This is a genomic window from Ureibacillus manganicus DSM 26584, from assembly GCF_000772945.1.
GTDB classification, from domain to species: Bacteria; Bacillota; Bacilli; order Bacillales_A; family Planococcaceae; genus Ureibacillus; species Ureibacillus manganicus.
The window spans coordinates 107,393-127,181 of sequence record NZ_JPVN01000008.1 but is presented as its reverse complement, the minus strand read 5'-3'; the positions used below and the strand labels follow the sequence as shown (position 1 = coordinate 127,181).

Here is a 19,789-nt window from a genome sequence, read left to right as displayed (position 1 = left end):
ATCAGATTCATTTGTCAATCTATTATCTGAATCATCTAAACTTTATCTTTATCCATTGTTTCAATGAATAATATAGGCTAAACTTTTATTATTGGAAGAAAAGTGGTGATAATCTATATGGATAAAAAAGAAAGAATTATTAATGCAGCTATAAAGCTTTTTGGTGAAAAAGGAATTGAAAATACAAAAATTTCTGATATTGCGAAAGAAGCTAGAATCGCTCAAGGTACATTTTATTTATATTTTCCATCTAAATTATCTGTAATGCCTGCTATTGCAGATGTAATGATTAGCGAAATGATCCAATCTATTAGAAGTAATGTATCAACTGATTTAGATTTTTTCGGAAAAATAGAACAATTAATCGACACAGTATTTGAGGTAACAGAAAAACATAAAGAGCTAGTAGGAATTATTTATGCAGGATTGTCTGCTTCTGACTTCTTAGATGAATGGGTAGATGCTTACGAACCATACTATAGCTGGTTAACTAATTTGCTAGATTCCGCTAATAAAAATAACGAGATCCACCTAGTAATTGATTCATTACAAACAGCTAAGATTCTTTGGGGATTAATTGAAGCAGCTGCTGAACGCGCCTATTTATTTGATGAGAAAGAAAAAAATTTAATTTTACAAGATAAGAAAGATGTATTAATATTTATAAAAAAAGCACTAACGAGATAATTTTTCCATCTCGTTTTTTATTAACATAAAAATGAATGACATTCATTCATTAGGAGGGTTTTAAATGTCTAAAGGTTGGATATTTGTAATACTCACTAGTTTATTTGAATTATTTTGGATTTTCGGTTTAAATGTTGTCTCACATTGGTCGCATTGGATAATAATTGCGACGCTGGTAATCGCTGATTTACAGTTCCTTGCAAAAGCATGCGAAACACTCCCAACAGGAACTGTTTATGCTGTCTTTGCTGCTTTTGGAACAATTGGAACAACGTTAATGGATGTGTTTATCTTCAACGAAGAACTAAACATTTTTAAAATTCTCTTTATTTTTATTTTAGTGATTGGTGTGATTGGATTAAATATTTCTGATACTAAAGAACAAACAACTGCGAGGTGAAGATCATGGGTTGGTTACTTGTAACATTTGCTGCTATTAGCGAATTTGTAGCTGTTATTGGATTAAAAAAATATAGTATGCAGAAATCGCTAATTAACTTCGTTTTATATGCAGGCGGTTTTGGATTGGCATTACTATGTCTCTATTTATCTTTTAATTTTTTACAAGTGAGTACTGCGTATGCTGTTTGGATTGGAGTGGGAACTGCAGGTGCTGTAATTATAAATATGATTTATTTCGGAGAGTCACGTAGTATTGGACGAATTTGTAGTGTAGGGTTAATTATCATTGGCGTAGTCGGACTTAAAGCCATTACCTAAGTATTCGATATCGACGTTATACCATGGGGCATCACGGAATTTCTTCACAACTCGTTATAATTGTTAGGAATCTTAACCGTTTATAAACTAAATGAAATAACATACAATTTTTTGCAGCAATTCACTTTAATGCGCTATTTTCCATCCACAAATGAGACTATTTTTTTAATAATTTGTAAACATTTTCGAATTAAACGAGATATATACCAAAACAAGGACTTAGACTATATGAAAAGAGATAATATTAATATGGAATACACATTAGAAGAATTAATTATTCTCAAAGAAATACAAACTCTTAGGTCTAAATTGATAAAGTGTGGTATGGAAATGGGCTTAACCCATCCAGTTACAATTGAATTAAGCCAATGCCTAGATAAGCTGTTAAATGAATATTCTTTAATTAAAACTTCTTCAAACAAGGGGATTGGCTTTTAGGTAGAACAACAATGCTCATGCTAATTATTAAATAGTTTGGTATCGGAGAAATTATTTTTTTCCACCTTTTCAAAAGTAGAAAATTCCACTTTTGAAAAGGTGGAATTTTTCACTTATGATGAATCGCGTCCCTAGATGATTTTATGATTTTATTAATCATGACTTATTGAACTAAAGCCCGCGTTTGTTCAACAAGGTTTTAGTATTTTTTCAAGTACAATAGGACCCGTTTTCTTTGTCGTTGTATTGATTGTGCGAACTTTGATACGAGTAGGTCTCATTTCAGGAGAAACTTCATCCAATTTCCCAGCCCAAGTAGTTTCCCTATAGTTAGTTACTGGGGACAATGGAAACGTCCAACTTATTTCATTTGGAATATACGCTAATACTTCGTAACCATCATAATCTCCGAAACTTAATGGTTTTGGTAAATGGAGTGCAAGAACACTTAAACTTGTTCGTTCATCATTAAACTTTCTTTCAATATTATAAATCAGTGCTATTCCTCTGGCATTTTTAGGTGCGTTCTTTGTTGGTTCAAGTATTGCTGAACAAGGTGGCAACTCTTCCATTTTATTTTCAGAGTGTGTTTGTGAGGGGAAAATTACCAAAACGAGGATAAGGCTGAAAATCAATTTATTCATTTCTGATTCTCCTTAAATTTGTTAAGTATCATTATTCCCAAAACTTCATAATTATTGTATTTCAATCGTTCCACTATCCTGCCCCATTAGTTCAATAACTTCAACAAAAGAGGCATTAGTTCCTTGTTGTGAATCAACGCCTCCGTTAGAGAAGAAACAAATTACTAACCTGACCTTTTAAAATAATTTGTACAACGAAAAAGGCATCAATCCCTACTTAGATCAACGCCCTGTTAGTGTAAGAAATATTATTGTTTTAATATGCTTCTCAATTCATTAGTTTGCTCTTCAGAAAGGGCAAAGTATAAATTTGCACCGTTATTATATAAAATTGAACTACCATCGTCTTGATAGTAAACATACAACCACATTTCAGCAATGCCTTCCTTGGGTCTATCAAGTGAAAAAAATGTGTCTGGTTGACTATCTAAGTCTTTTGGTTCTTCAATCTCCCTAACTTCACTAATGATTGCCCTCAAAGCTTCTATTGATTTCGTGTCCTTGATTTCATTCTCCTTATCAAACTTTATTGCTTCCATTCCATTTACAGGAGTGCCCACACGAATCACTTCAGATGCTGAACACCCTGAAAATATTACTGGCAACATTAAGAGCAATACTATCCAAGGAAACTTTTTAATTTTAATCATCTCCCTTTATTTGTAATTTTGATTCTTATTCAACTAACCTGCCCCATTAGTTAAATAATATTTTTAAACCAAGTCATCATTCGAAGAACTTGAATTGGATCAAACCAAGTAACTAAAAATAATATAATGAAAAAAGTAGCAATTGATATATATTTCAAACTTCCTTTTTCCCTTTTAGAGATAGCAATAAAACTAAATACAACCCCTAACAATATAAATATAACTCCAGTAAGTACAATAGGTTCAACATAACCGTCTATTAACCAGTTTAATATAAAGAATAGAAGCCCTATAAATATTAAGACGATTGAACTTATACTGAATCTTTTCATATACATCCCCCTATCAGTTCCATTTCTAAAAATACTTTAAACTTTTATAAAAGTTCCTATTGTTGATCAACTAACCTACCCCGTTTAATTCAATAACTTTAATCCTTCTTGGATCAATGCCACGGCAGTTTAATAAGTATTGCCTATTGTATTATTCTATTTTTTCATTTTTCCTGTTTTCGCAAAATAGGTCGTTTGAATATCAATGCTTATTAGTTTAACTCTGTGTTTTCCATCATTAGGTTTAAATTGGTTAAAACGTATATGTAAAAATAAATTGGACAATAATACGAGAGAATGATATTTACTTAAACGAGGTGAAAATTGTGAAAAAATTAATATTTGGTACGTTTACAGCAATCCTTTCTACTGCTTTATTGTTCGGGTGTGGTACACCAAATGATGAACAGGAGCCAGATCCAACAGAAGAACCTTCTGAACAAATAGAAGATGAAAACCAATGATAATGACTCCCTTTTGAAGTGAACTCTAAAATTATGACACTGTATTTAATTTAAGCAACCTCGGAGGATTGAATTTGGTATTGTACCTAACTCAATCCTTTTGCGCCTTCGTTAGTGCAACAAGGAATAGTTATTTTATAGCAAGATTTTTTAACCACTGTTCATTCCACTTAAAATATATTTCACTAAACACCCCCGTTAGTTGATTGAGTGCGGTTAGATTTTAACTTTCTTCCAATGAAATTAGCAGGTACAGGGTTGAGTTCTAATTCTCTTGACCAAATAGAGAGTTGACCAATGTGGTGAATCTCATGAGCAATTATATGATGTAATATTTCTTCAACTGTATATGTATCTTCGTCCCAAGGAACCCTAACCACTTTCTCTTTTAGTTCATCTAAATTTTTTAGAAATTCAGCTACTTCATATTGAAATCTATCTGAAAGAGATTTAACCTTCTCAAGCGAATCATAATCAGCGAATTCAACTACGATATCTTCTTTACCTTGAATACCACGAACCCAACTGTATTCAACATCAATAATGTGAAATAAGGTATTTAGTATACTTCCTACTCCACCAGTCCTGTCTTTTAACAACTCCACATTTGATAGTTGTTTACACCAATCAAACCATTCGTCTCTAACTTGCCAGTTATATTCAAAAAAATTTATCAATATAGAACCCCCTAACAGTATATTCAAGGTTTAAACAGTTTCCAATGCCCTTCGGATACAACTTCTACCACTCCATCGATTACTTTGATTGCGGTTTGATCATCCATTGCATACGCAGGTCCCCTCATCCCGGATGCCCATCTTTGTGCGGCAGCCAAAGTGTTTCCGGGCAGCATTTCGTGATCCAGGTGCGGAAAGATTGAAAAATCAACCAATCCCAGTGTTACATCACTACCATCCGGTGGAGTCCAGCCAACGAAGTATTCCCCTATGTTAGGTGCCATCACCATGCTCCCAGCACTCATACCAACATAGACTGCGTTTAGTGATAGTAAAAGGTCTGCCATCCCGGATTGACGCATCCAGTGGCACAGGTAAAGGGCGTCGCCGCCTGATACCAGCAGTACATCTGTCTCCTGAATCAGAGGCTTCCAGCGGTTTTCGTCGATACTTGGAAGCGCTGTAAGCTCCAACACACCGACGGATTTCCAACCGAGATTGACCATGGGATTTTCCTCTTTTCCACTGATGAATTCCCAGGCTTTAACGCCAGGGCCAACCCATGGGTGTCCATACATCGCAGTGGGGATGCACAGGGCGTTGCAGTCTGCAATCGGCTTGCCAAGCATGCCAACCAGCGCATCGTGTATGCTTTTATTCATGATGCCTCCAGATGTAAGCAGAAATTTCATAACTTCACTCCTTGCTTTTGTTTGGTACTGTCAAACTTGTTTTTACTTCTATGATAGCTATCCTAGCTTAACTTCAACAAAAAAGAGCATTAATCCTTCTTAGATTAACACCCCATTTCGTTAACGAATAGAAAGTATATTTTTAATGCCAATATTAAATAATAACCCCGAATTCTTTAGAAATTCGAGGCTAATACAATATATTTATTTAATTTGGTTTTATTTAGGGATGTTACAGTTGTTTTGATTGCTTTTGAAATTAGCTTCATTAATACGTTCTTCAAGTTCGCTTGCAGCCCCGTGAGTATTATTATTGAAGTCTGCTTCTGCTGCAAATTCTTCACGATTATTTACGTTTTGGTTGCGATTACGGTTAACGTTTGAAAACTTTTCTCGGTTATTACGATCATTAGCCATTGCTATTCACCTCCACAGATATTGTGAGGAGAAATTTCCTGTTTATACTTTTAAGGAAGTTGTAAATGATTGACTACACTCTCTTTTAGATTTGTAGGGCGATTATCAACTTTCAAGCTGTAATGTTTGATTTGAATCCCTTTATTTTTTGCATTAAACCTTAATAAAATTTCATACTAAGGACACCACGTGGCAAACAAAAATCATGGAGGTGTTTATAGTGACTAACAACCGAAAGAGCAATGTAAGTGGTTCCATTAGTGATAAGCAAGCAGTAAGGAAAAATTTATCAAGGGAGTTTGATCATGAATTTGCAAATGAACCCTTGACAGCGGCAGAGAGACTTAATAATAAGAAAACTAAAAAGCGTCAATAAATTGATGTAAGCATGAATTATAAAAATGAGTGCACCTTTTTTAAAATCGAATACACGGCTTACTTTATTTATTATTTTGCGCTTAGAATGTTAAAAGTACTATCAAAGTCATACAACAAGCCCCCCATCTATAGTAAGGTGGGGGCTATTCATAGCACATCTATCTTATTCATATAATTCATCCCTAAAAATACCTTCTTTAGTATTCCATAAAGACTTACACTTTAATTGCATATTATATAAATGAAGTTACAATAAATAATTATTTCTTACCTTTTTGTTCTAAAAGTATAGGTGCTATATTTAGTAAGATAGAAACAATTGTCAAAAACCATAATGCCCTTTCCATACCAGGTACTACATCCTCTATAGCTGACCAATCTTCTACTTTTACCCAACGAGATACAAGACTGTATTCTGCACAGAGTGTTAATGCTGTAAATGATAGTCCTATCGCCATAGCAAGTTTATAATCCTTCCCTGCTTTATACAAATTAAGATTTATAAAAGTTGCTACTATTGCAGTAACTCCAAATATCATAAATAACATTACAAACCTCCATAAATGCTAATTCCTTTTGTGTTTTCTTATTGAACAAACTTGCCTTGTTAGTACAATAAGTTCAAATAAAAGCTCTATTGTTGTACCCATTTCTTTCTTTTTAACAAAAGGATTATAAACAAAGCTGCTTCACTTATAATTAGTAAAACTATACCAAAAAGTAATCCTCCAATTAGCAGAAACTCATTTACACCCCAAGCGAAGAAAAACCAACCTATTATTGCAAATAAACCTAATATTAAATTAATAGTTCCTGCAATGATGGCTTGTGGTAAGAACAGTCCTGTCTTCCTAATCATAGTGGAACCATATTTAAAACTTACAAAAGTTGCAACAATCATAAAAACAAAATATATAGTCATAGCAACATCTATCTTATTCATATGATTCACCTCTTTAATTTTTACCTTATTAATTCATAATCTCTTTTAAAGTAATCCGCCCTTTAGTTCAATAAGAAAAAGGCTTTCCCCCTTCTTGAAGTAAAGCCCCGTTTAGTTTAAGTAAAACTAATTATAACTTTCTACAATATCTCCATGTTTATCAAATCCAATTACATTTTTAATTTCTGTTTGAAACATCTCAATACTTGTTGTTATAGTTGGTGGATATTCAGTTATGAATGTATTGTTTTTTGCTATAATTTCCTGCTGTTCTCCATTTTTATATAGGATAATAAATTTTTCTACCTCATGTTCATTCGTCTTAATGGCACCATGAATTATTTTACCTATACCTTCAAAATAATTTGCTTGGACGAAAAAAGGTAAGCGATTGTCTGAACTGAACGTAATTCCAACACTTTGTTTATTATCATATCTGTACTTTCCATTCTCGTAATGGTAAACACCTAAGATATGTTGGTTATGGTTTAAATAATATACTAATTGCCTTTCTTCATCTTGATTCACAATTTCTATTGGCGTTTTCCAGTGACTTTGTACTGCTTCTTCCAGCGATCCATAACTTCTATTGCAACCTGACAAGATAAGTAAAATGAGAACAGATAAAGTTATCTTTTTCATGAAATCCCCCCTTTTTGCAGACAAATCACTCTTGCACTAACCTGCCCCGTTAGTTGAATAGGAACAATCTTTTAAATTAAATTCAATTAAATCTTGTTATTCAGGATATTTTGAAGTGAAATACTCCACACCTTCTTCATCAACTATACCCAATAAATATTTACTTGACGTTAAGAAAATTAAGAAACGACTTAACAAAATTAAGATTACTGATAGTAGTAGATTATTAAAGAGTCAAGATTTCGTAAATAAATAATGAGGTGAAATAATGAAAAATAAAAAATTAGCATTAATGAGTTTAGGTATAATTGCAGGAATAATACTAGTTACAATTACTATTTAAATACAATATAGGTGTTGATGGTTAATCAACACCCTCAATTACTTTCTACATATGCATAGCTATTCAGGATACTTCTGTGTGACGTATTCTACACCTTTAGAATCTTTGATTTTTCGTAATGCTATTTTCTCAAACTCTAGTGAAATATTTTCATCAAGAGTTACATAGTATTTTGAACCCTTCGTTTCAATTTTACCTTCGGGATAAATTTTAAAAAAATCACTAGTTCCAGATTCAGCATTTTCTCTCTCAACAACTTCATCTATACTGCTCTTTTCAGTCTCTTCAGTCTTTAAATGTGGTAGAATCAGTCTATTACTGGAAATTAATATTCCATCCTCAACTAAAACTATAAATTGATTATAATTATCGTTTCTAAATCCTGAACCTTCAAAGTCTGATGCCTTTGCCTTTAATGAATCGTCAATATTTTCACAAGCTGTTAATAACAAAAAGATAAACACAATACCAGTAAATAATAGACACTTCTTTTTCACCGCTACCCCTCCTATTTTCAGAATAGTCAGCCTATTAATCTTAATACGTTTAACAATGAAATAGGTTCCAAATTTTAGCTAAATACCCATATTTACTTATTCAACTAATCTGCCCCTTTAGTTGAATAAGAAACTAAACTTTACCTTCATTTCTGTATTGGGAAAGGTGACTAATTTGGTTGTAATTTTTTATTTTCCACACTTCTTCTTTAAATTCAATATTACTAATACATGCATTTATCAATTTTGTTTTACCTGAACCTATTTCACCATTTGAAAATTGGGATAAGATTGTATTGATAACTCCCCCGTGTGCTACTAATAGCACCTTTTTCCCAAGGTATAACTGGTTTATTTTTTGAATTCCATCTATTACACGCTTTGTTAACGTCCTTCTATCGTCTTGATTTGGGTAATTTTTGTTTGGAAATGCCGTTAACCTCTCTGTTACGGTCATCCCCTCTGCATCACCATAATCCCGTTCAATAAATTCAACCATTTCTATTATTGGAGATTTTATCTCATTGTTTATTATCTCTGCTGTTTCCTTAGCCCTTTTTAATGGGCTTGTAATTATTACATTCCAATGGGTAGTTTTAAGAAATTCTCGACATTCCTCAGCTTGTAAAATTCCATTATTGTTTAAAGGAATGTCTTTTCTTCCTTGAAGTTTCCCCAATGAATTCCAATCAGTTTCCCCGTGTCTAACTAATCATAATTCAGTCACTCTTTCCCCTTCTTTAATAGAATCTTTTATATAGTTCCAGCCATTCTGAGAACTTTCCCATTAAATTCTGTTTTTATCTGTTTCATTCCGTTTTTCTTATAAAATGCAATGGCGTGTTTATTTGTTGGTGATACACGAAGATGGTATTCAGTAACATTATTGTCTTTAAAGTATTTAATAGCGTACTCGTGTAAAAGTGACCCTAAACCCATCCCTCGTTTGTTGGGAACAAGGTAATAGAGATTAACATAACCAATTTCTTTCCCCTCATATTCCTTTACAGTTAGTTCTAGTTGTCCAATTGGTATCTCGTTTTCAACCAGTAGTACAAATCCTTTTGGATATTTCACTGACTGTTGCTGTAACCAATCCACATATGTATTTTCATCTCCAAAGTCTTTATCTGTACCAAAACTAACAATAAAAGAATCTTTGCGAAAAGCAATAACACACTCTTTATGTTTAGTTAAATTAATAGGTATAAACTCCATTTTTCTCTCTCCAAACCCCTTTGAATATGATAAATTGGCGAATTACGTAAGATTGTCTTTTTTCATTCTGTTGTACTTTATAGTTGCATCAATTGCGAAGATCAGCGTTATAATTGTACCCCCCGTCCAAAAATAACTAATCCCCTTACCTTCTAAAAGACGCCTAACGACCATACTCCCTGTTAAAAATACTAACGAAAATTGGATATAAATATGTGCATAAAAAAACTTCCCTTCGTTTTCTTTGTTTATGTATTTCTTCAATCCAATCCCCTTCTCTCATTTCGAACTATATACTTCTATCGATTTTTTAGACTTTCTAATTCAGCTAAAATTTTTTCATTTTGCAATTTTATTTCTTCATTTTGTTTTCTAATTGCATGGCCATCGAATAATAGAACGAATACACTGATGGTAAGTACGACTGATAGAATTGTAGTCGCCATTTTATATACCTCCTCTTAGTTTTGGTCGCTGTATTTTTACAATAAATTATCACGTTCCCTATAAATTAGATATTCAGCCTCGTGTTTAATCATTTCTATGTAATGGTGTTTTTTAAAAGGTTTGGTATGTTTTTTAATCTTTCTAAGACTGCCTTTAACCGCAGTTTTTTTATTTGGGATATCTATATGTACCGTTAAGTAAACCTTCTCATTATGTTTTACGACACCTGTTACCTGTCCTTTTTCGGTGTCTATCAAATATTCAGGCATGATCTTTATTGGAGCAAATAGCGTTGTTCCAACATTTCTAGGTTTTATTCTGAACCATTTATAGAGAAGATCTTTATAGAATTGTTTTTTCATATCCATTCACCTCGGTCACTGCTTTAATCCCATATTCAAGATTCGCTAGGGATTCTCCTGTCTAATATAGGAAACTTTATGTTTGGAAGGTAAATAAAAAACACTGTTCCATTTTGGAATCAGTGTTTCTTCATTAATATAATTAACCGCGCAAAATCTTTTCCATCGCTTTTCCTTTAGCTAATTCATCGATTAGCTTATCTAGATAGCGAATTTCCTTCATCAATGGGTCTTCGATTTCTTCAATTCTAACACCACAGATGACACCTTTGATTAGAGCACGTGAAGGATTCAATTTAGGCGCTTGGGCAAAGAAGGTTTCAAAGTCAGTTTTGTTTTCAAGTAGCGTTTCTAATTCTTCTTGGCTATATCCTGTTAACCAACGGATGATTTCGTCGACTTCGTCTTTCGTACGGCCCTTCTTCTCCGCCTTCGTAATATAATGTGTATAGACACTTGCAACACTCATTGTATAGATTCGATGTTTAGTAGTCATGATACTTACTCCTATATCCTGTTTTATCTATTATAGAATGAATAATCGTTGCGTTCAAACAAGGAAAAAACTGCACCCTTTTAAAGGACCTTGGCAAGTAATGAGTCGAAATTTACAAAATTGACTTAACTTTCTTTTTTGTCAGAATTAACAATAATACAAATAAATAATAGATGATGATCGTTGCTATTCCGCAATAATAAAACACCGAGATAGAAGTTGGACCCCATACTTTTATGAAGTCCCAAGTCATATTGAGTATTTTAGGAGCCACCATTACAAGTATTAAAATCGCTGATACAAAGAGTGAATGGAACACTAATAGAAATATCCTCATGCCTTTTAAAACTGCCCAAGTTCGTTGTTTTCTTTTAATCTTCCATAAGCTTATTAACAATAAACTGCTAAAAATTAAACCTAGACAGCCCACAATAATACATAGAATCGTTACAATCTTATCTATTTCTTGATACCCGTCAGAATGATTGCTATTAACAGGATTCCCTTCCCACAAATCCATCACACCTTGACCGATTGCTGTAGTATAAGTTGAATTCATGTTAGATAGAATGGCCACACCAATTTTTTCATCAGGTTGCATGATGAAATAAGTTGTAAACGTTGGGTTTTCACCAGCATGGAATATGTATTTTTTGCCGTTCTTTTCTAGGATGCTCCACCCACTAGTATAATAGGTGTTCTGATCGAAAGGTTCTACGGATTGATCTGGGACTTGGGATTCTTCAATCGTTTGTCTGCTAATTATATCGTTCTGTATGAAACCTAACTGTAGATTCAGCCATTTTGCAATATCATTTGAATTACTGATAATATAACCAGCTGGTGTATTTCCACGATACAACGGTGGCGTAAATTCTTGTTCTTTCTTAAATCCTATTTTATAACCAGTTGCCAACTCATTGGATCCCACTTGATGTAACCCAACATATGAATCTTTCATACCGATTTGGTCTAATAATTGTTTAATATAAACATCGTAAGGCTGATTAGACACCGTTTCAATGACAAGACCTAAAACATTGTAATTTAATGTTGCATATTCAAAAGAGCTCCCTGGTTTTCGATTTAATGGCTGATCAACTAAGGTTTTTACTGTTAATTCTAGTGCGTTCTCTGCATTACTTTTAGGAATTTGTACAATCGTATTCGAAGCGATTCCACTCGTATGAAAAAGCAATTGATCAATTGTAATTGTTTGCGGTTCGTTATTATATTCCAGCTCCAACCATGGGATATATTTTCTTACATCATCTGTGCGTTTTAATAACCCCTCTTTTTCTAATTGTAAAATGGCTAGACCTGTGAAGGCTTTGGATGTTGAAGCTAGTTCAAATAGAGTATTACTAGTAACAGGTTTTTTCTCCTTTACATCCGCGTACCCAAAACCTTTTTGATAAACGGTTTTCCCTTTCTCTACTACAACTAACGATATCCCTGGAATTTTGCTAATCTCCATTTGTTCCTCAACAAATCGTTCAATTTTAAGAATTTTATCATTTGAAATTGCATGAGCTTGCGGAATTAAAGCATTCATCCAAAAAAAGATTACTATCACTGACATTACTTTTCTCAACTTACTCATCCCCCTTTCTATAGGAAAAATATAGCAAGTTAGAGGGCCAAGCAACCATCGATTCATCTAACATTTGAGGATCTAACGTTACATTTTTGTCACTTAAAATTACTTCTATTGTTAAAATGTACTCACCGCAACTATTTACCAGACATTATTGGTGCTTTTTAGGTCCGGTATGTTATCGAATTATGTTCTTTTTCATCACTTCAGCCATTTGCACTGAATTTGGATGATCTTCTTCTTGTAATTTTTCAATGATATTGTGATAATCTTCTTCATTTCGATTTTGACTTAGTTTATATGCAGCTTGAATTTCTTCCACCTTTATTTTAAATCCTACAATTCCTTTTAGCTCTCGTTCTAATAATTCGGGAGATACTTTATCCCACAAGATTGGATTTTCACGATTGCTTTCGTACTTTTCCAACAACTTCGTTAGATCTCGTTTTAACTCTTCTTCACTTAAAATAGTTGCCTGTCCATATACATGTACTGCCTGATAATTCCATGTTGGTACATTTTCATGGCCATACCATGAAGAAGATATATACGCATGTGGTCCTTGATAAATAACAAGAACACTTTCATTCGCTTCAAATGTTCTCCATTGGGGATTCCCATAGGCTACATGTCCAGTAATGAAATAATCCTCTCCCTCTTTTTGAAGCTGTAATGGGAGATGTGTCGCAATCGGCTTCCCTTTTCTTGTTGTAACGATCGTTGCAAAGGAATTGTCTTTCATAAATTCTATGACTTCATCCATATTTTTCACTTGAAAATATTTTGGTATAAACATAATGGCATTCCCTCCACGTGTTGAATACTTAAAGCTTCAGTTTCATCCCTTCATGTGTTGCTTGAAATCCTAATCGCTCATAAAACCTTAAAGCATCTTGTCGTTGTTTATCCGTTGTTAGTTGAACCAAATGACAACCACGTTCTTTTGCACGCTGAATGGCAAATTTTATGAGTTCCGATCCTACACCTTTTCCTCTCACCGAATTGGATGTTCTCACTCCTTCGATTGTGGCTCTCCATCCACCTTGATGTGTGAGATAAGGTGTAAACGTAATTTGAAGGACACCAATTACTTCTTCATTGCCGTTATCAGCGACTACTAACTCATTATTAGGGTCGGCGGTAATCGCCTCAAATGCTTTTATGTAACTTGTAGGAAGTGGAATCTCATAACGCTCACGTTGACTTCCCAACAGATCATCTGCAAGCAATGAGACAATCTGCTCTAAATCTTTTTCAGTCGCTAGTCTAAACCTTAATTTTTCTTCCAATGAAATCCCTCCTGCTATTAATTAACAGTAAAAATTAAAGTTCCTTCATCAACGATTCACTTTTAAACTATATATCCATAAAATGAATAAGTATCGATATTCCAAAAGCTATAATGCAATAGATTAAGCTTAAGTACGTATGTCCCAGACTATATAGGATATAGCTTGCTACTAAAAATATGAATAACTCTAAAATTGAACCATAAAAACCTTGAAGTTTATAAGGTGCGTTTGGGGAACCAAACATGGCCCAAATAACAGCTACCACTAATGGCGCTCCAATGGCTCCAACAATTTTCCCTTGCAAAAAGCCCCACATTCCGAAAATGATTAGAGCTAATATTTCGCAAATAAATCTACTTGCCATTATGAATAGTATCATTACCAACCTCCTAATCTTGTTTTTTCTACAATAGACTCATCTCAATTTATACAAGTTTTAGTCTGCTAATCTTCCTCGTTCGTAAAATAAGTTCAATAAAAAAGGCCATTAATCCTTCTTCTGGATTAATGGTCTTGTTCTAAAAGAGATGTCTTAATTTAAACTGCTAATGGTATTTATTTATCACTTAGGTAAATCAAGTTGCCAAGATACGCCGAAACGGTCAACAAGCCAGCCAAACTTTTGACTAAAACCATAATCGCCAATTGGCATTAGTGCGCCTCCACCTTCGCTTAACTTTTCATAAAGATGGTCTATTTCCTTTTCTGTATCGCAAGTGATAAAGATTGAAAACGATGGTGTGAACGTAAATTCATGTTTTATATTACTATCGATACACATAAATTCCTGCCCTTTTAATGAAAAGACTGCTTTCATCACAGTCCCTTCTTCGCCACCCTGATTTGCTCCATAGCGAATGATACTTTTAATTTCTGAATCCTCTATTAATGAAGTATAAAAATTCATCGCTTCTTCTGCATTTCCTTCTTGGAACATTAAAAATGGTGTTACTTTTGACATTGTATGTCCACCTTTCATTAATTGATTTTAATAATGTCTTATTCAGGCAATTAACCTTTGTAGCTAATAGATCCAGTTTCGGCTAATTCCTTCAGTCCCATGAACATTAAGTTCCAACCATGTTCAGAACCATCGCGATATTCTCCGAGAGCTTTTTCAAGATCCGCTTCTGTCCAATTATCTTCTTCTGCAACGTGAATGAGCTGGGTAAAAGTCATTTCACAACCTGTAGAAGTTTCTTTTAATTCAACCGTGATGATATCTTGTAATTCACTAAATTGAGGCATTTTAAAAGTGAAAACTAATTTGTTTGGAGGGGCGATTTCAAGATACTCACCTACTGCTTGATAATCTGTTCCCCCTCGGTGGTCTACAATCTCCCAAGTGCCACCAACTCTAGGATCATTCTGTGCGACCTTGTTCGTACCTTCTAATGTGAAAAACCACTTTTTCATCATTAATGGGTTCAACCATGCATCAAAAACACGTTCAGGTTGTACACCAAATTCTCTTTTCATTGTTAAAGTTGTCGTTGAAATGTTAGTCATAAAATTCTCCTTGGGATATTTAATTTTCATTCTTCTTAGCTTTCATTAGCTCGCTTTCCAAAAGATCAAAACGATTGTTCCAAAATCGCTCATAAAATTGAAGCCACTTAGTAGCTTGAGATAACGATTCAGTATTTAGTCGACAGATGTGAGTTCTTCCATTGATACTCCTTTCCACTAAATTTGCTCTCTCAAGAACCTTAAGATGCTTTGAAATCCCAGCAAGGGACATATCAAAAGGCTCTGCTAATTCAGAAACCGTCCTTTCTCTTTCCGCCATCATCTGAACCATTTCTCTTCTTGTCGAATCAGCTAAAGCATGAAAAATATCATTTAAATTATCTTCATAATGGTTAACCATGTGGTTAAATATATCAGAATTAGTTTTTATATTCAACCATTTAGTTAAATATAAAAGATCAGCTTAATTTATAACTATTACTGCAACGAAAAAAGGCATTAATCCCTTTTTGGATCAATGCCCGCGCTAATTCAATATGCCATATGGAGGAGGTGCAATCACTCCATATTAATTTTCAAGACAATTTTCCCCTTTGTGCGTCCGCTTTCAATATGTCTGTGAGCCTGAATAATCTGATCAAATGGATAGCACTTCTCAATAACGGGTTTTATTTTTTCTTCCTCTATAAGCACTCGTAGGAAATCCAAATCCTTTTCATTAGGTATTGCAAGATGGTTCTTTGCTCTTTTGCTACCAAATAAAGGACTTATCATTAACTGCAATGGGTGGTATATGGGGGTAATTGGATTTTCTGTAATATACACACCTTTTTCAGTTAGTGAACGCCTACAATTAAAAAAGGTCCTCTTAGCTACTGCATCGAAAATGATATCATATTTATTTCCGTTATCCGTGAAATCTTCCTTTGTATAATCGATCACGTAGTGTGCTCCGAGGTCTTTAACCCACTGAAGATTCGATGTACTACAAACTGCTGTTACTTCAGCCCCAAAGTATTTTGCAAGCTGAACAGCAAAGTGACCAACACCACCTGAAGCACCATAGATTAACACTTTTTGGCCTTGTTTAATCTGTGCTACATTCCGTAGAGCTTGTAGCGCTGTTTGAGCAGCACATGGTATCGCAGCTGCTTCTTCAAAAGTTGCGTTCCTAGGCATTATACTTAAAACACTCTGCCGAGGACAGACAAATTCGGCATGTGACCCAACACAACTCCCAAAAACACGATCTCCAACCTTGAATTTGTTTACATTTTTGCCTACCGCTTCAACGGTACCTGCAACATCAATTCCCAGAATTAGCGATTTTGGTTTTGTAAGACCATTCCCTAACCTTGTAGGGAAATATCCCTTTCGATACAGATTGTCATATTGATTGACCGAAGCATTATGCACTCGAATCAATACTCTATCGTCATCTTTGATGGTTGGCCTTTCGACATCTGTTATCTCTAGGACTTCTGGGGGTCCATAGGATTTATAAATGGCTGCTTTTATCTTTCATACCTCCTCGGTTCAAAGTAAGAATGAAGAACCTTGTGTTACCACGACAGTTCTACTATAGCTAGAACAATGCAGAGTAGAGCTAAGAAAGAAAATATTCTAAGGTGTTTTCTGCTTCTTCTAAACTTATATCCATATGCACAAAAGAAAACGGCAGCAGCTAACTTTGCCAAGCTTTGTAAATATGGTTGGGTTTCGAAGATGAAGCTACTAAAGAAAATTGAAATTAATAAAGTGGTGGTGATTAATAACTTAAACCACCATGGTTCACTTAAAAAATGAATAAAAAAAGCTTTAATCGATTGCACGAGTTTCCTCAATTCTATTCCTTACTTTATTTACTCTATGTTTCGTATTACTAAAGTTTCTTTCGAACAGAAAATAAATTGCATACACTCCTATTATCCACAATTCTCCTAATCCTCTGAGCGTTTTTCTGTCAATAGCCCGAATCTGTACGGGTCAATAATGCATAATGCCATATTTGATTATAGGTATCTTTATTAATTCCATAAGAAAAGACTATTCTCCTTTTGAAGAATAGCCCTCGTTACTTTAGTACAATATTTCGCTAAATTTATTGGAGGTTTCATCGGTATGACGACCTTTTCTAGAAGGTTCTTTTGCTCAAAAAGTCTTCATCGGTTTTATGAGGACCTTTTCCAATCGATTTCCTTGCACAAATGGTCTTCATCTGCCTTATGAAGACCTTTTCTACTGGATTTCCTTGCACAAATGGTCTTCATCCGCCTTATGAAGACCTTTTCTACTGGATTTCTCCGCGCAAAAGGTCTTCATCCGCCTTATGAAGACCTTTTCTACTGGATTTCTCCGCGCAAAAGGTCTTCATCGGTCTTATGAGGACCTTTTGCAATTGATTTCTCCGCGCAAAAGGTCTTCATTAATTCACAACATCGCCAAAGCGGAAATCGTTCATTTATTATGCATCAAAATTCTAAAGCATTACTCTCCTACCATACCGTCCCCATCACGATCATCCATATAAGGGTATAACCAATGATCACTCGTTATTGGCATACTGTAACCAGCTTCTTTAGCTTCTTTAATCGTCACTTGACCATTTCCGTTTGTATCAACAGTAGAAATATCATGGTTTGTATTTGTATTTGTATTTTTGTTTGTATTAGTTGAATTGGATGGCTTACTGCCTGTTAAGCCGAGTGATTCGTTAACTTTATCAGGGTTCACATTGTCAAATGTATCAACGATTTTGTTACCTTTTATAGTATAGGTATATTTATAACTTGAAGGAATCTGTGTTTTCGTATTCGGATATGTGATAATTGCTTCAAAATTTGTGGCTCCACCAGCTTTACGAATCGCATCTTCCATATAAGCTTGATCACCATGGCGGTTTAGTGTACTTTCTTGTGGAGTAATATTATAAGCATTTGATACTCCCCCAAGAGAATCAGCTATGACGTGTCCTTCATCTAAATCGGGACTTTCAACACCAGGAACCTTTGCCTCATCAGAGTAGTATCTGCCAGTCGATAATACAGGTTCGTTACGGTCATCTTGTAGAATGATTTTGTCTGCAACAACACGCACTAGTTGCCCGTATTCATTCGTAAATGCCCAATATTCACGGTCCCCAAAACCAATATTAACAACAACGTTAGCTTCACGATATCCTGACAAATCACCACCATCAACTTCAATAAGCTTGTATCCTGCGAACAGTTCATTATTTGGTTGAGCTGGTGTTTCCTCTACTACTGGTTCATCATCAACTGTAGGAATCGTTTCTTCTACATCGCTAGTTTCATTTGTTTCAACTGCGTTTACTTCTTGTGGTTCAGTTTCTACATCTGTATTGGATACATCTTCTACGTCGGTGCAACCAACCATAAAGATGATCGTTAAAAGTAACATTAAATAATTTATTTTCTTTTTCATCTTAGGACTCTCCTATAATAGTTTCATGATGTTCAAATTGAAAATCTCGCATGTTATAATAGATTAACACTATTAACATATTGATAATAGTACATTTCAAGTTTAACTTCAAATTAGTAGGGAAAAAGATCTTTTCTTTGTAATTTCGAGAAGTTGTGCTAAATTCAAAATGTCAGGAGTGAGTCGATGAAAAAGTTCTTAACAATTACCGCAATAATTCTTGTTTTAGTTGGAGCAGCTGGCTATGCTGTGTGGCATTTCGGGACAAATATTGCTTCCGAAAAAATAATCGAAACAATGAAAACTTCTTTAGATAACGAAACTCTAGAAGAAATAAAATCCTATATAGAGAACGATCCGAAGGTTCAAGAAATAGTAAAAGAGGCAGCAACGACAAACCCAGATACGCTTCCCTTCCAAACGAAGGAAGATGCGACACGGGTGATAATATCAAAAGTGGGCGTTAATCGTATACTTGAAATTCAGGAACAAGCGCAAAACGGTTCAATTAGTGAGGAAGAAATACTATCCGAAATTGAAGGTAAACTTTCTGAAGATGAAATTTCTGCTTTGAAATATGTTTTATATAAAGAATTGAATGAAATGAGTAAATAAAGCTATCCATTAAAAGTTAATAGACTCGAGTCCTGTTAAGTGGATTCAAGGGCTTGTTTTCTTATGACAATAAAAAATATCTGGTTTCACAAATTTTGTTATCATAAAAGGCTCTTAGTAATAATATAATCAGGTATCTAATATTGTAAAACAGCAAAGAATTTTCCTAGCCATTAGCATAATTCAGAAAAGTTGGTAAAAAATGTTTACAAACAGCTTGAAAATGGATATAATTACAAAGTAAATAAAAAATTCTTAAGGAGGTCGAATGAAATGATCGTTATCGTTAAATTAGTAGATACAACTTCATCAAAAATGAAAATC

31 protein-coding genes and 1 pseudogene are annotated in these 19,789 nt (G+C 34.1%); 7 read left to right on the top strand and 25 right to left on the bottom strand.

Features of this window, described 5'->3' with window-relative positions; all coding sequences use genetic code 11:
- The first annotated feature begins 117 nt into the window (after nucleotides 1-117).
- The 4 genes from CD29_RS08350 to CD29_RS08335 all read left to right on the top strand — a co-directional run bounded on the left by CD29_RS08350 (nucleotide 118) and on the right by CD29_RS08335 (nucleotide 1,845).
- On the top strand, nucleotides 118-687 hold the full coding sequence (locus CD29_RS08350; RefSeq protein ID WP_036185272.1) for a TetR family transcriptional regulator: 570 nt from the start codon (nucleotides 118-120) through the stop codon (nucleotides 685-687).
- A gap of 64 nt (nucleotides 688-751) precedes the next feature.
- A complete protein-coding gene (locus CD29_RS08345; protein ID WP_036185271.1) occupies nucleotides 752-1,087 on the top strand; it encodes a DMT family transporter in 336 nt (111 codons plus the stop codon).
- A gap of 5 nt (nucleotides 1,088-1,092) precedes the next feature.
- Nucleotides 1,093-1,407 (top strand): DMT family transporter, encoded by a 315-nt coding sequence (locus CD29_RS08340; protein ID WP_036185269.1) that lies wholly within the window; start codon nucleotides 1,093-1,095, stop codon nucleotides 1,405-1,407.
- A gap of 249 nt (nucleotides 1,408-1,656) precedes the next feature.
- Entirely contained in the window at nucleotides 1,657-1,845 is a 189-nt protein-coding gene (locus CD29_RS08335) for an aspartyl-phosphate phosphatase Spo0E family protein (RefSeq protein WP_036185393.1), read from the top strand.
- Between the two features lie 188 nt (nucleotides 1,846-2,033).
- On the opposite strand, the gene CD29_RS08330 is transcribed toward CD29_RS08335, so the two are convergent.
- The 3 genes from CD29_RS08330 to CD29_RS08320 all read right to left on the bottom strand — a co-directional run bounded on the left by CD29_RS08330 (nucleotide 2,034) and on the right by CD29_RS08320 (nucleotide 3,471).
- The gene (locus CD29_RS08330) at nucleotides 2,034-2,489 is read right to left on the bottom strand and encodes a hypothetical protein (protein ID WP_036185267.1); all 456 of its coding nucleotides are present in this window, start codon (nucleotides 2,487-2,489) and stop codon (nucleotides 2,034-2,036) included.
- A 248-nt stretch (nucleotides 2,490-2,737) separates the two neighbouring features.
- Nucleotides 2,738-3,139 (bottom strand): hypothetical protein, encoded by a 402-nt coding sequence (locus tag CD29_RS08325; protein ID WP_036185265.1) that lies wholly within the window; start codon nucleotides 3,137-3,139, stop codon nucleotides 2,738-2,740.
- 50 nt (nucleotides 3,140-3,189) lie between these two features.
- On the bottom strand, nucleotides 3,190-3,471 hold the full coding sequence (locus CD29_RS08320) for a hypothetical protein (RefSeq protein ID WP_036185263.1): 282 nt from the start codon (nucleotides 3,469-3,471) through the stop codon (nucleotides 3,190-3,192).
- Nucleotides 3,472-3,797: 326 nt separating this feature from the next.
- On the opposite strand from CD29_RS08320, the gene CD29_RS20225 reads away from it, so the two are divergent.
- Nucleotides 3,798-3,935, top strand: coding sequence for a hypothetical protein (locus CD29_RS20225; protein WP_169716165.1), 138 nt, complete (start codon nucleotides 3,798-3,800; stop codon nucleotides 3,933-3,935).
- 185 nt (nucleotides 3,936-4,120) lie between these two features.
- Here the strand turns inward: CD29_RS20225 and CD29_RS08315 are convergent, their stop codons facing one another.
- The 3 genes from CD29_RS08315 to CD29_RS08305 all read right to left on the bottom strand — a co-directional run bounded on the left by CD29_RS08315 (nucleotide 4,121) and on the right by CD29_RS08305 (nucleotide 5,721).
- Complete coding sequence (locus tag CD29_RS08315; protein WP_036185260.1) at nucleotides 4,121-4,612, bottom strand: DinB family protein; 492 nt, start codon at nucleotides 4,610-4,612, stop codon at nucleotides 4,121-4,123.
- Nucleotides 4,613-4,635: 23 nt separating this feature from the next.
- Nucleotides 4,636-5,304: a Type 1 glutamine amidotransferase-like domain-containing protein gene (locus tag CD29_RS08310; protein WP_036185258.1), complete on the bottom strand. Its 669-nt coding sequence runs from the start codon at nucleotides 5,302-5,304 to the stop codon at nucleotides 4,636-4,638.
- 219 nt (nucleotides 5,305-5,523) lie between these two features.
- A complete protein-coding gene (locus CD29_RS08305; protein ID WP_036185256.1) occupies nucleotides 5,524-5,721 on the bottom strand; it encodes a hypothetical protein in 198 nt (65 codons plus the stop codon).
- A gap of 220 nt (nucleotides 5,722-5,941) precedes the next feature.
- Here CD29_RS08305 and sspO point away from each other — a divergent pair, with 220 nt between their 5' ends.
- Nucleotides 5,942-6,097, top strand: a complete 156-nt coding sequence (gene sspO / locus CD29_RS08300) for a small acid-soluble spore protein O (protein ID WP_036185254.1) — start codon at nucleotides 5,942-5,944, stop codon at nucleotides 6,095-6,097.
- 262 nt (nucleotides 6,098-6,359) lie between these two features.
- Here sspO and CD29_RS08295 read toward each other — a convergent pair whose 3' ends face one another.
- From CD29_RS08295 to CD29_RS08205, 19 genes and pseudogenes are all read right to left on the bottom strand, one after another.
- A complete protein-coding gene (locus tag CD29_RS08295) occupies nucleotides 6,360-6,647 on the bottom strand; it encodes a hypothetical protein (RefSeq protein ID WP_036185251.1) in 288 nt (95 codons plus the stop codon).
- Nucleotides 6,648-6,733: 86 nt separating this feature from the next.
- Nucleotides 6,734-7,042, bottom strand: coding sequence for a hypothetical protein (locus CD29_RS08290; protein ID WP_036185249.1), 309 nt, complete (start codon nucleotides 7,040-7,042; stop codon nucleotides 6,734-6,736).
- A 126-nt stretch (nucleotides 7,043-7,168) separates the two neighbouring features.
- Nucleotides 7,169-7,684, bottom strand: coding sequence for a hypothetical protein (locus tag CD29_RS08285; RefSeq protein ID WP_235801800.1), 516 nt, complete (start codon nucleotides 7,682-7,684; stop codon nucleotides 7,169-7,171).
- 402 nt (nucleotides 7,685-8,086) lie between these two features.
- The gene (locus CD29_RS08280; RefSeq protein WP_036185247.1) at nucleotides 8,087-8,524 is read right to left on the bottom strand and encodes a hypothetical protein; all 438 of its coding nucleotides are present in this window, start codon (nucleotides 8,522-8,524) and stop codon (nucleotides 8,087-8,089) included.
- 133 nt (nucleotides 8,525-8,657) lie between these two features.
- Nucleotides 8,658-9,236, bottom strand: a pseudogene (locus tag CD29_RS08275) (histidine phosphatase family protein); the annotation flags it as partial.
- A 41-nt stretch (nucleotides 9,237-9,277) separates the two neighbouring features.
- The gene (locus CD29_RS08270) at nucleotides 9,278-9,742 is read right to left on the bottom strand and encodes a GNAT family N-acetyltransferase (protein WP_036185245.1); all 465 of its coding nucleotides are present in this window, start codon (nucleotides 9,740-9,742) and stop codon (nucleotides 9,278-9,280) included.
- A 42-nt stretch (nucleotides 9,743-9,784) separates the two neighbouring features.
- The gene (locus tag CD29_RS08265) at nucleotides 9,785-10,006 is read right to left on the bottom strand and encodes a hypothetical protein (RefSeq protein WP_036185241.1); all 222 of its coding nucleotides are present in this window, start codon (nucleotides 10,004-10,006) and stop codon (nucleotides 9,785-9,787) included.
- A gap of 35 nt (nucleotides 10,007-10,041) precedes the next feature.
- Nucleotides 10,042-10,188: a hypothetical protein gene (locus CD29_RS20220; protein WP_156111881.1), complete on the bottom strand. Its 147-nt coding sequence runs from the start codon at nucleotides 10,186-10,188 to the stop codon at nucleotides 10,042-10,044.
- A 36-nt stretch (nucleotides 10,189-10,224) separates the two neighbouring features.
- Nucleotides 10,225-10,551 (bottom strand): hypothetical protein, encoded by a 327-nt coding sequence (locus CD29_RS08260; protein WP_036185240.1) that lies wholly within the window; start codon nucleotides 10,549-10,551, stop codon nucleotides 10,225-10,227.
- 142 nt (nucleotides 10,552-10,693) lie between these two features.
- Nucleotides 10,694-11,047 carry a DUF2200 domain-containing protein gene (locus CD29_RS08255; RefSeq protein ID WP_036185239.1) on the bottom strand — a complete coding sequence of 118 codons (354 nt, stop codon included), beginning with the start codon at nucleotides 11,045-11,047 and terminating at the stop codon, nucleotides 10,694-10,696.
- Between the two features lie 112 nt (nucleotides 11,048-11,159).
- Nucleotides 11,160-12,650 (bottom strand): serine hydrolase domain-containing protein, encoded by a 1,491-nt coding sequence (locus CD29_RS08250; protein WP_036185237.1) that lies wholly within the window; start codon nucleotides 12,648-12,650, stop codon nucleotides 11,160-11,162.
- Between the two features lie 172 nt (nucleotides 12,651-12,822).
- Complete coding sequence (locus tag CD29_RS08245) at nucleotides 12,823-13,440, bottom strand: FMN-binding negative transcriptional regulator (RefSeq protein WP_036185236.1); 618 nt, start codon at nucleotides 13,438-13,440, stop codon at nucleotides 12,823-12,825.
- Nucleotides 13,441-13,468: 28 nt separating this feature from the next.
- Nucleotides 13,469-13,933, bottom strand: a complete 465-nt coding sequence (locus CD29_RS08240) for a GNAT family N-acetyltransferase (protein WP_036185235.1) — start codon at nucleotides 13,931-13,933, stop codon at nucleotides 13,469-13,471.
- Nucleotides 13,934-14,000: 67 nt separating this feature from the next.
- The gene (locus CD29_RS08235) at nucleotides 14,001-14,315 is read right to left on the bottom strand and encodes a YrdB family protein (protein WP_036185233.1); all 315 of its coding nucleotides are present in this window, start codon (nucleotides 14,313-14,315) and stop codon (nucleotides 14,001-14,003) included.
- A gap of 183 nt (nucleotides 14,316-14,498) precedes the next feature.
- Nucleotides 14,499-14,897 carry a VOC family protein gene (locus CD29_RS08230; RefSeq protein ID WP_036185230.1) on the bottom strand — a complete coding sequence of 133 codons (399 nt, stop codon included), beginning with the start codon at nucleotides 14,895-14,897 and terminating at the stop codon, nucleotides 14,499-14,501.
- A 50-nt stretch (nucleotides 14,898-14,947) separates the two neighbouring features.
- On the bottom strand, nucleotides 14,948-15,445 hold the full coding sequence (locus CD29_RS08225) for an SRPBCC family protein (protein WP_036185228.1): 498 nt from the start codon (nucleotides 15,443-15,445) through the stop codon (nucleotides 14,948-14,950).
- A 19-nt stretch (nucleotides 15,446-15,464) separates the two neighbouring features.
- Complete coding sequence (locus CD29_RS08220; RefSeq protein WP_235801798.1) at nucleotides 15,465-15,842, bottom strand: ArsR/SmtB family transcription factor; 378 nt, start codon at nucleotides 15,840-15,842, stop codon at nucleotides 15,465-15,467.
- 122 nt (nucleotides 15,843-15,964) lie between these two features.
- The gene (locus CD29_RS08215) at nucleotides 15,965-16,831 is read right to left on the bottom strand and encodes an NAD(P)-dependent alcohol dehydrogenase (RefSeq protein ID WP_268870979.1); all 867 of its coding nucleotides are present in this window, start codon (nucleotides 16,829-16,831) and stop codon (nucleotides 15,965-15,967) included.
- A 1,062-nt stretch (nucleotides 16,832-17,893) separates the two neighbouring features.
- A complete protein-coding gene (locus tag CD29_RS08205; RefSeq protein ID WP_036185217.1) occupies nucleotides 17,894-18,850 on the bottom strand; it encodes a DNA/RNA non-specific endonuclease in 957 nt (318 codons plus the stop codon).
- Between the two features lie 186 nt (nucleotides 18,851-19,036).
- Between CD29_RS08205 and CD29_RS08200 the strand changes: the two genes are divergently transcribed.
- A complete protein-coding gene (locus tag CD29_RS08200; RefSeq protein WP_036185214.1) occupies nucleotides 19,037-19,465 on the top strand; it encodes a hypothetical protein in 429 nt (142 codons plus the stop codon).
- Nucleotides 19,466-19,789 lie beyond the last annotated feature (324 nt).

What these genes read in the sequence shown, in the direction of transcription:
- CD29_RS08350 (WP_036185272.1), top strand. Translation starts at nt 118, where the DNA reads ATGGATAAAAAAGAAAGAATTATTAATGCAGCTATAAAGCTTTTTGGT.
- CD29_RS08345 (WP_036185271.1), top strand. Translation starts at nt 752, where the DNA reads ATGTCTAAAGGTTGGATATTTGTAATACTCACTAGTTTATTTGAATTA.
- CD29_RS08340 (WP_036185269.1), top strand. Translation starts at nt 1,093, where the DNA reads ATGGGTTGGTTACTTGTAACATTTGCTGCTATTAGCGAATTTGTAGCT.
- CD29_RS08335 (WP_036185393.1), top strand. Translation starts at nt 1,657, where the DNA reads ATGGAATACACATTAGAAGAATTAATTATTCTCAAAGAAATACAAACT.
- CD29_RS08330 (WP_036185267.1), bottom strand. Translation starts at nt 2,489, where the DNA reads ATGAATAAATTGATTTTCAGCCTTATCCTCGTTTTGGTAATTTTCCCC.
- CD29_RS08325 (WP_036185265.1), bottom strand. Translation starts at nt 3,139, where the DNA reads ATGATTAAAATTAAAAAGTTTCCTTGGATAGTATTGCTCTTAATGTTG.
- CD29_RS08320 (WP_036185263.1), bottom strand. Translation starts at nt 3,471, where the DNA reads ATGAAAAGATTCAGTATAAGTTCAATCGTCTTAATATTTATAGGGCTT.
- CD29_RS08310 (WP_036185258.1), bottom strand. Translation starts at nt 5,304, where the DNA reads ATGAAATTTCTGCTTACATCTGGAGGCATCATGAATAAAAGCATACAC.
- CD29_RS08305 (WP_036185256.1), bottom strand. Translation starts at nt 5,721, where the DNA reads ATGGCTAATGATCGTAATAACCGAGAAAAGTTTTCAAACGTTAACCGT.
- CD29_RS08295 (WP_036185251.1), bottom strand. Translation starts at nt 6,647, where the DNA reads ATGTTATTTATGATATTTGGAGTTACTGCAATAGTAGCAACTTTTATA.
- CD29_RS08290 (WP_036185249.1), bottom strand. Translation starts at nt 7,042, where the DNA reads ATGAATAAGATAGATGTTGCTATGACTATATATTTTGTTTTTATGATT.
- CD29_RS08285 (WP_235801800.1), bottom strand. Translation starts at nt 7,684, where the DNA reads ATGAAAAAGATAACTTTATCTGTTCTCATTTTACTTATCTTGTCAGGT.
- CD29_RS08270 (WP_036185245.1), bottom strand. Translation starts at nt 9,742, where the DNA reads ATGGAGTTTATACCTATTAATTTAACTAAACATAAAGAGTGTGTTATT.
- CD29_RS20220 (WP_156111881.1), bottom strand. Translation starts at nt 10,188, where the DNA reads ATGGCGACTACAATTCTATCAGTCGTACTTACCATCAGTGTATTCGTT.
- CD29_RS08260 (WP_036185240.1), bottom strand. Translation starts at nt 10,551, where the DNA reads ATGAAAAAACAATTCTATAAAGATCTTCTCTATAAATGGTTCAGAATA.
- CD29_RS08255 (WP_036185239.1), bottom strand. Translation starts at nt 11,047, where the DNA reads ATGACTACTAAACATCGAATCTATACAATGAGTGTTGCAAGTGTCTAT.
- CD29_RS08250 (WP_036185237.1), bottom strand. Translation starts at nt 12,650, where the DNA reads ATGAGTAAGTTGAGAAAAGTAATGTCAGTGATAGTAATCTTTTTTTGG.
- CD29_RS08245 (WP_036185236.1), bottom strand. Translation starts at nt 13,440, where the DNA reads ATGTTTATACCAAAATATTTTCAAGTGAAAAATATGGATGAAGTCATA.
- CD29_RS08235 (WP_036185233.1), bottom strand. Translation starts at nt 14,315, where the DNA reads ATGATACTATTCATAATGGCAAGTAGATTTATTTGCGAAATATTAGCT.
- CD29_RS08230 (WP_036185230.1), bottom strand. Translation starts at nt 14,897, where the DNA reads ATGTCAAAAGTAACACCATTTTTAATGTTCCAAGAAGGAAATGCAGAA.
- CD29_RS08225 (WP_036185228.1), bottom strand. Translation starts at nt 15,445, where the DNA reads ATGACTAACATTTCAACGACAACTTTAACAATGAAAAGAGAATTTGGT.
- CD29_RS08205 (WP_036185217.1), bottom strand. Translation starts at nt 18,850, where the DNA reads ATGAAAAAGAAAATAAATTATTTAATGTTACTTTTAACGATCATCTTT.
- CD29_RS08200 (WP_036185214.1), top strand. Translation starts at nt 19,037, where the DNA reads ATGAAAAAGTTCTTAACAATTACCGCAATAATTCTTGTTTTAGTTGGA.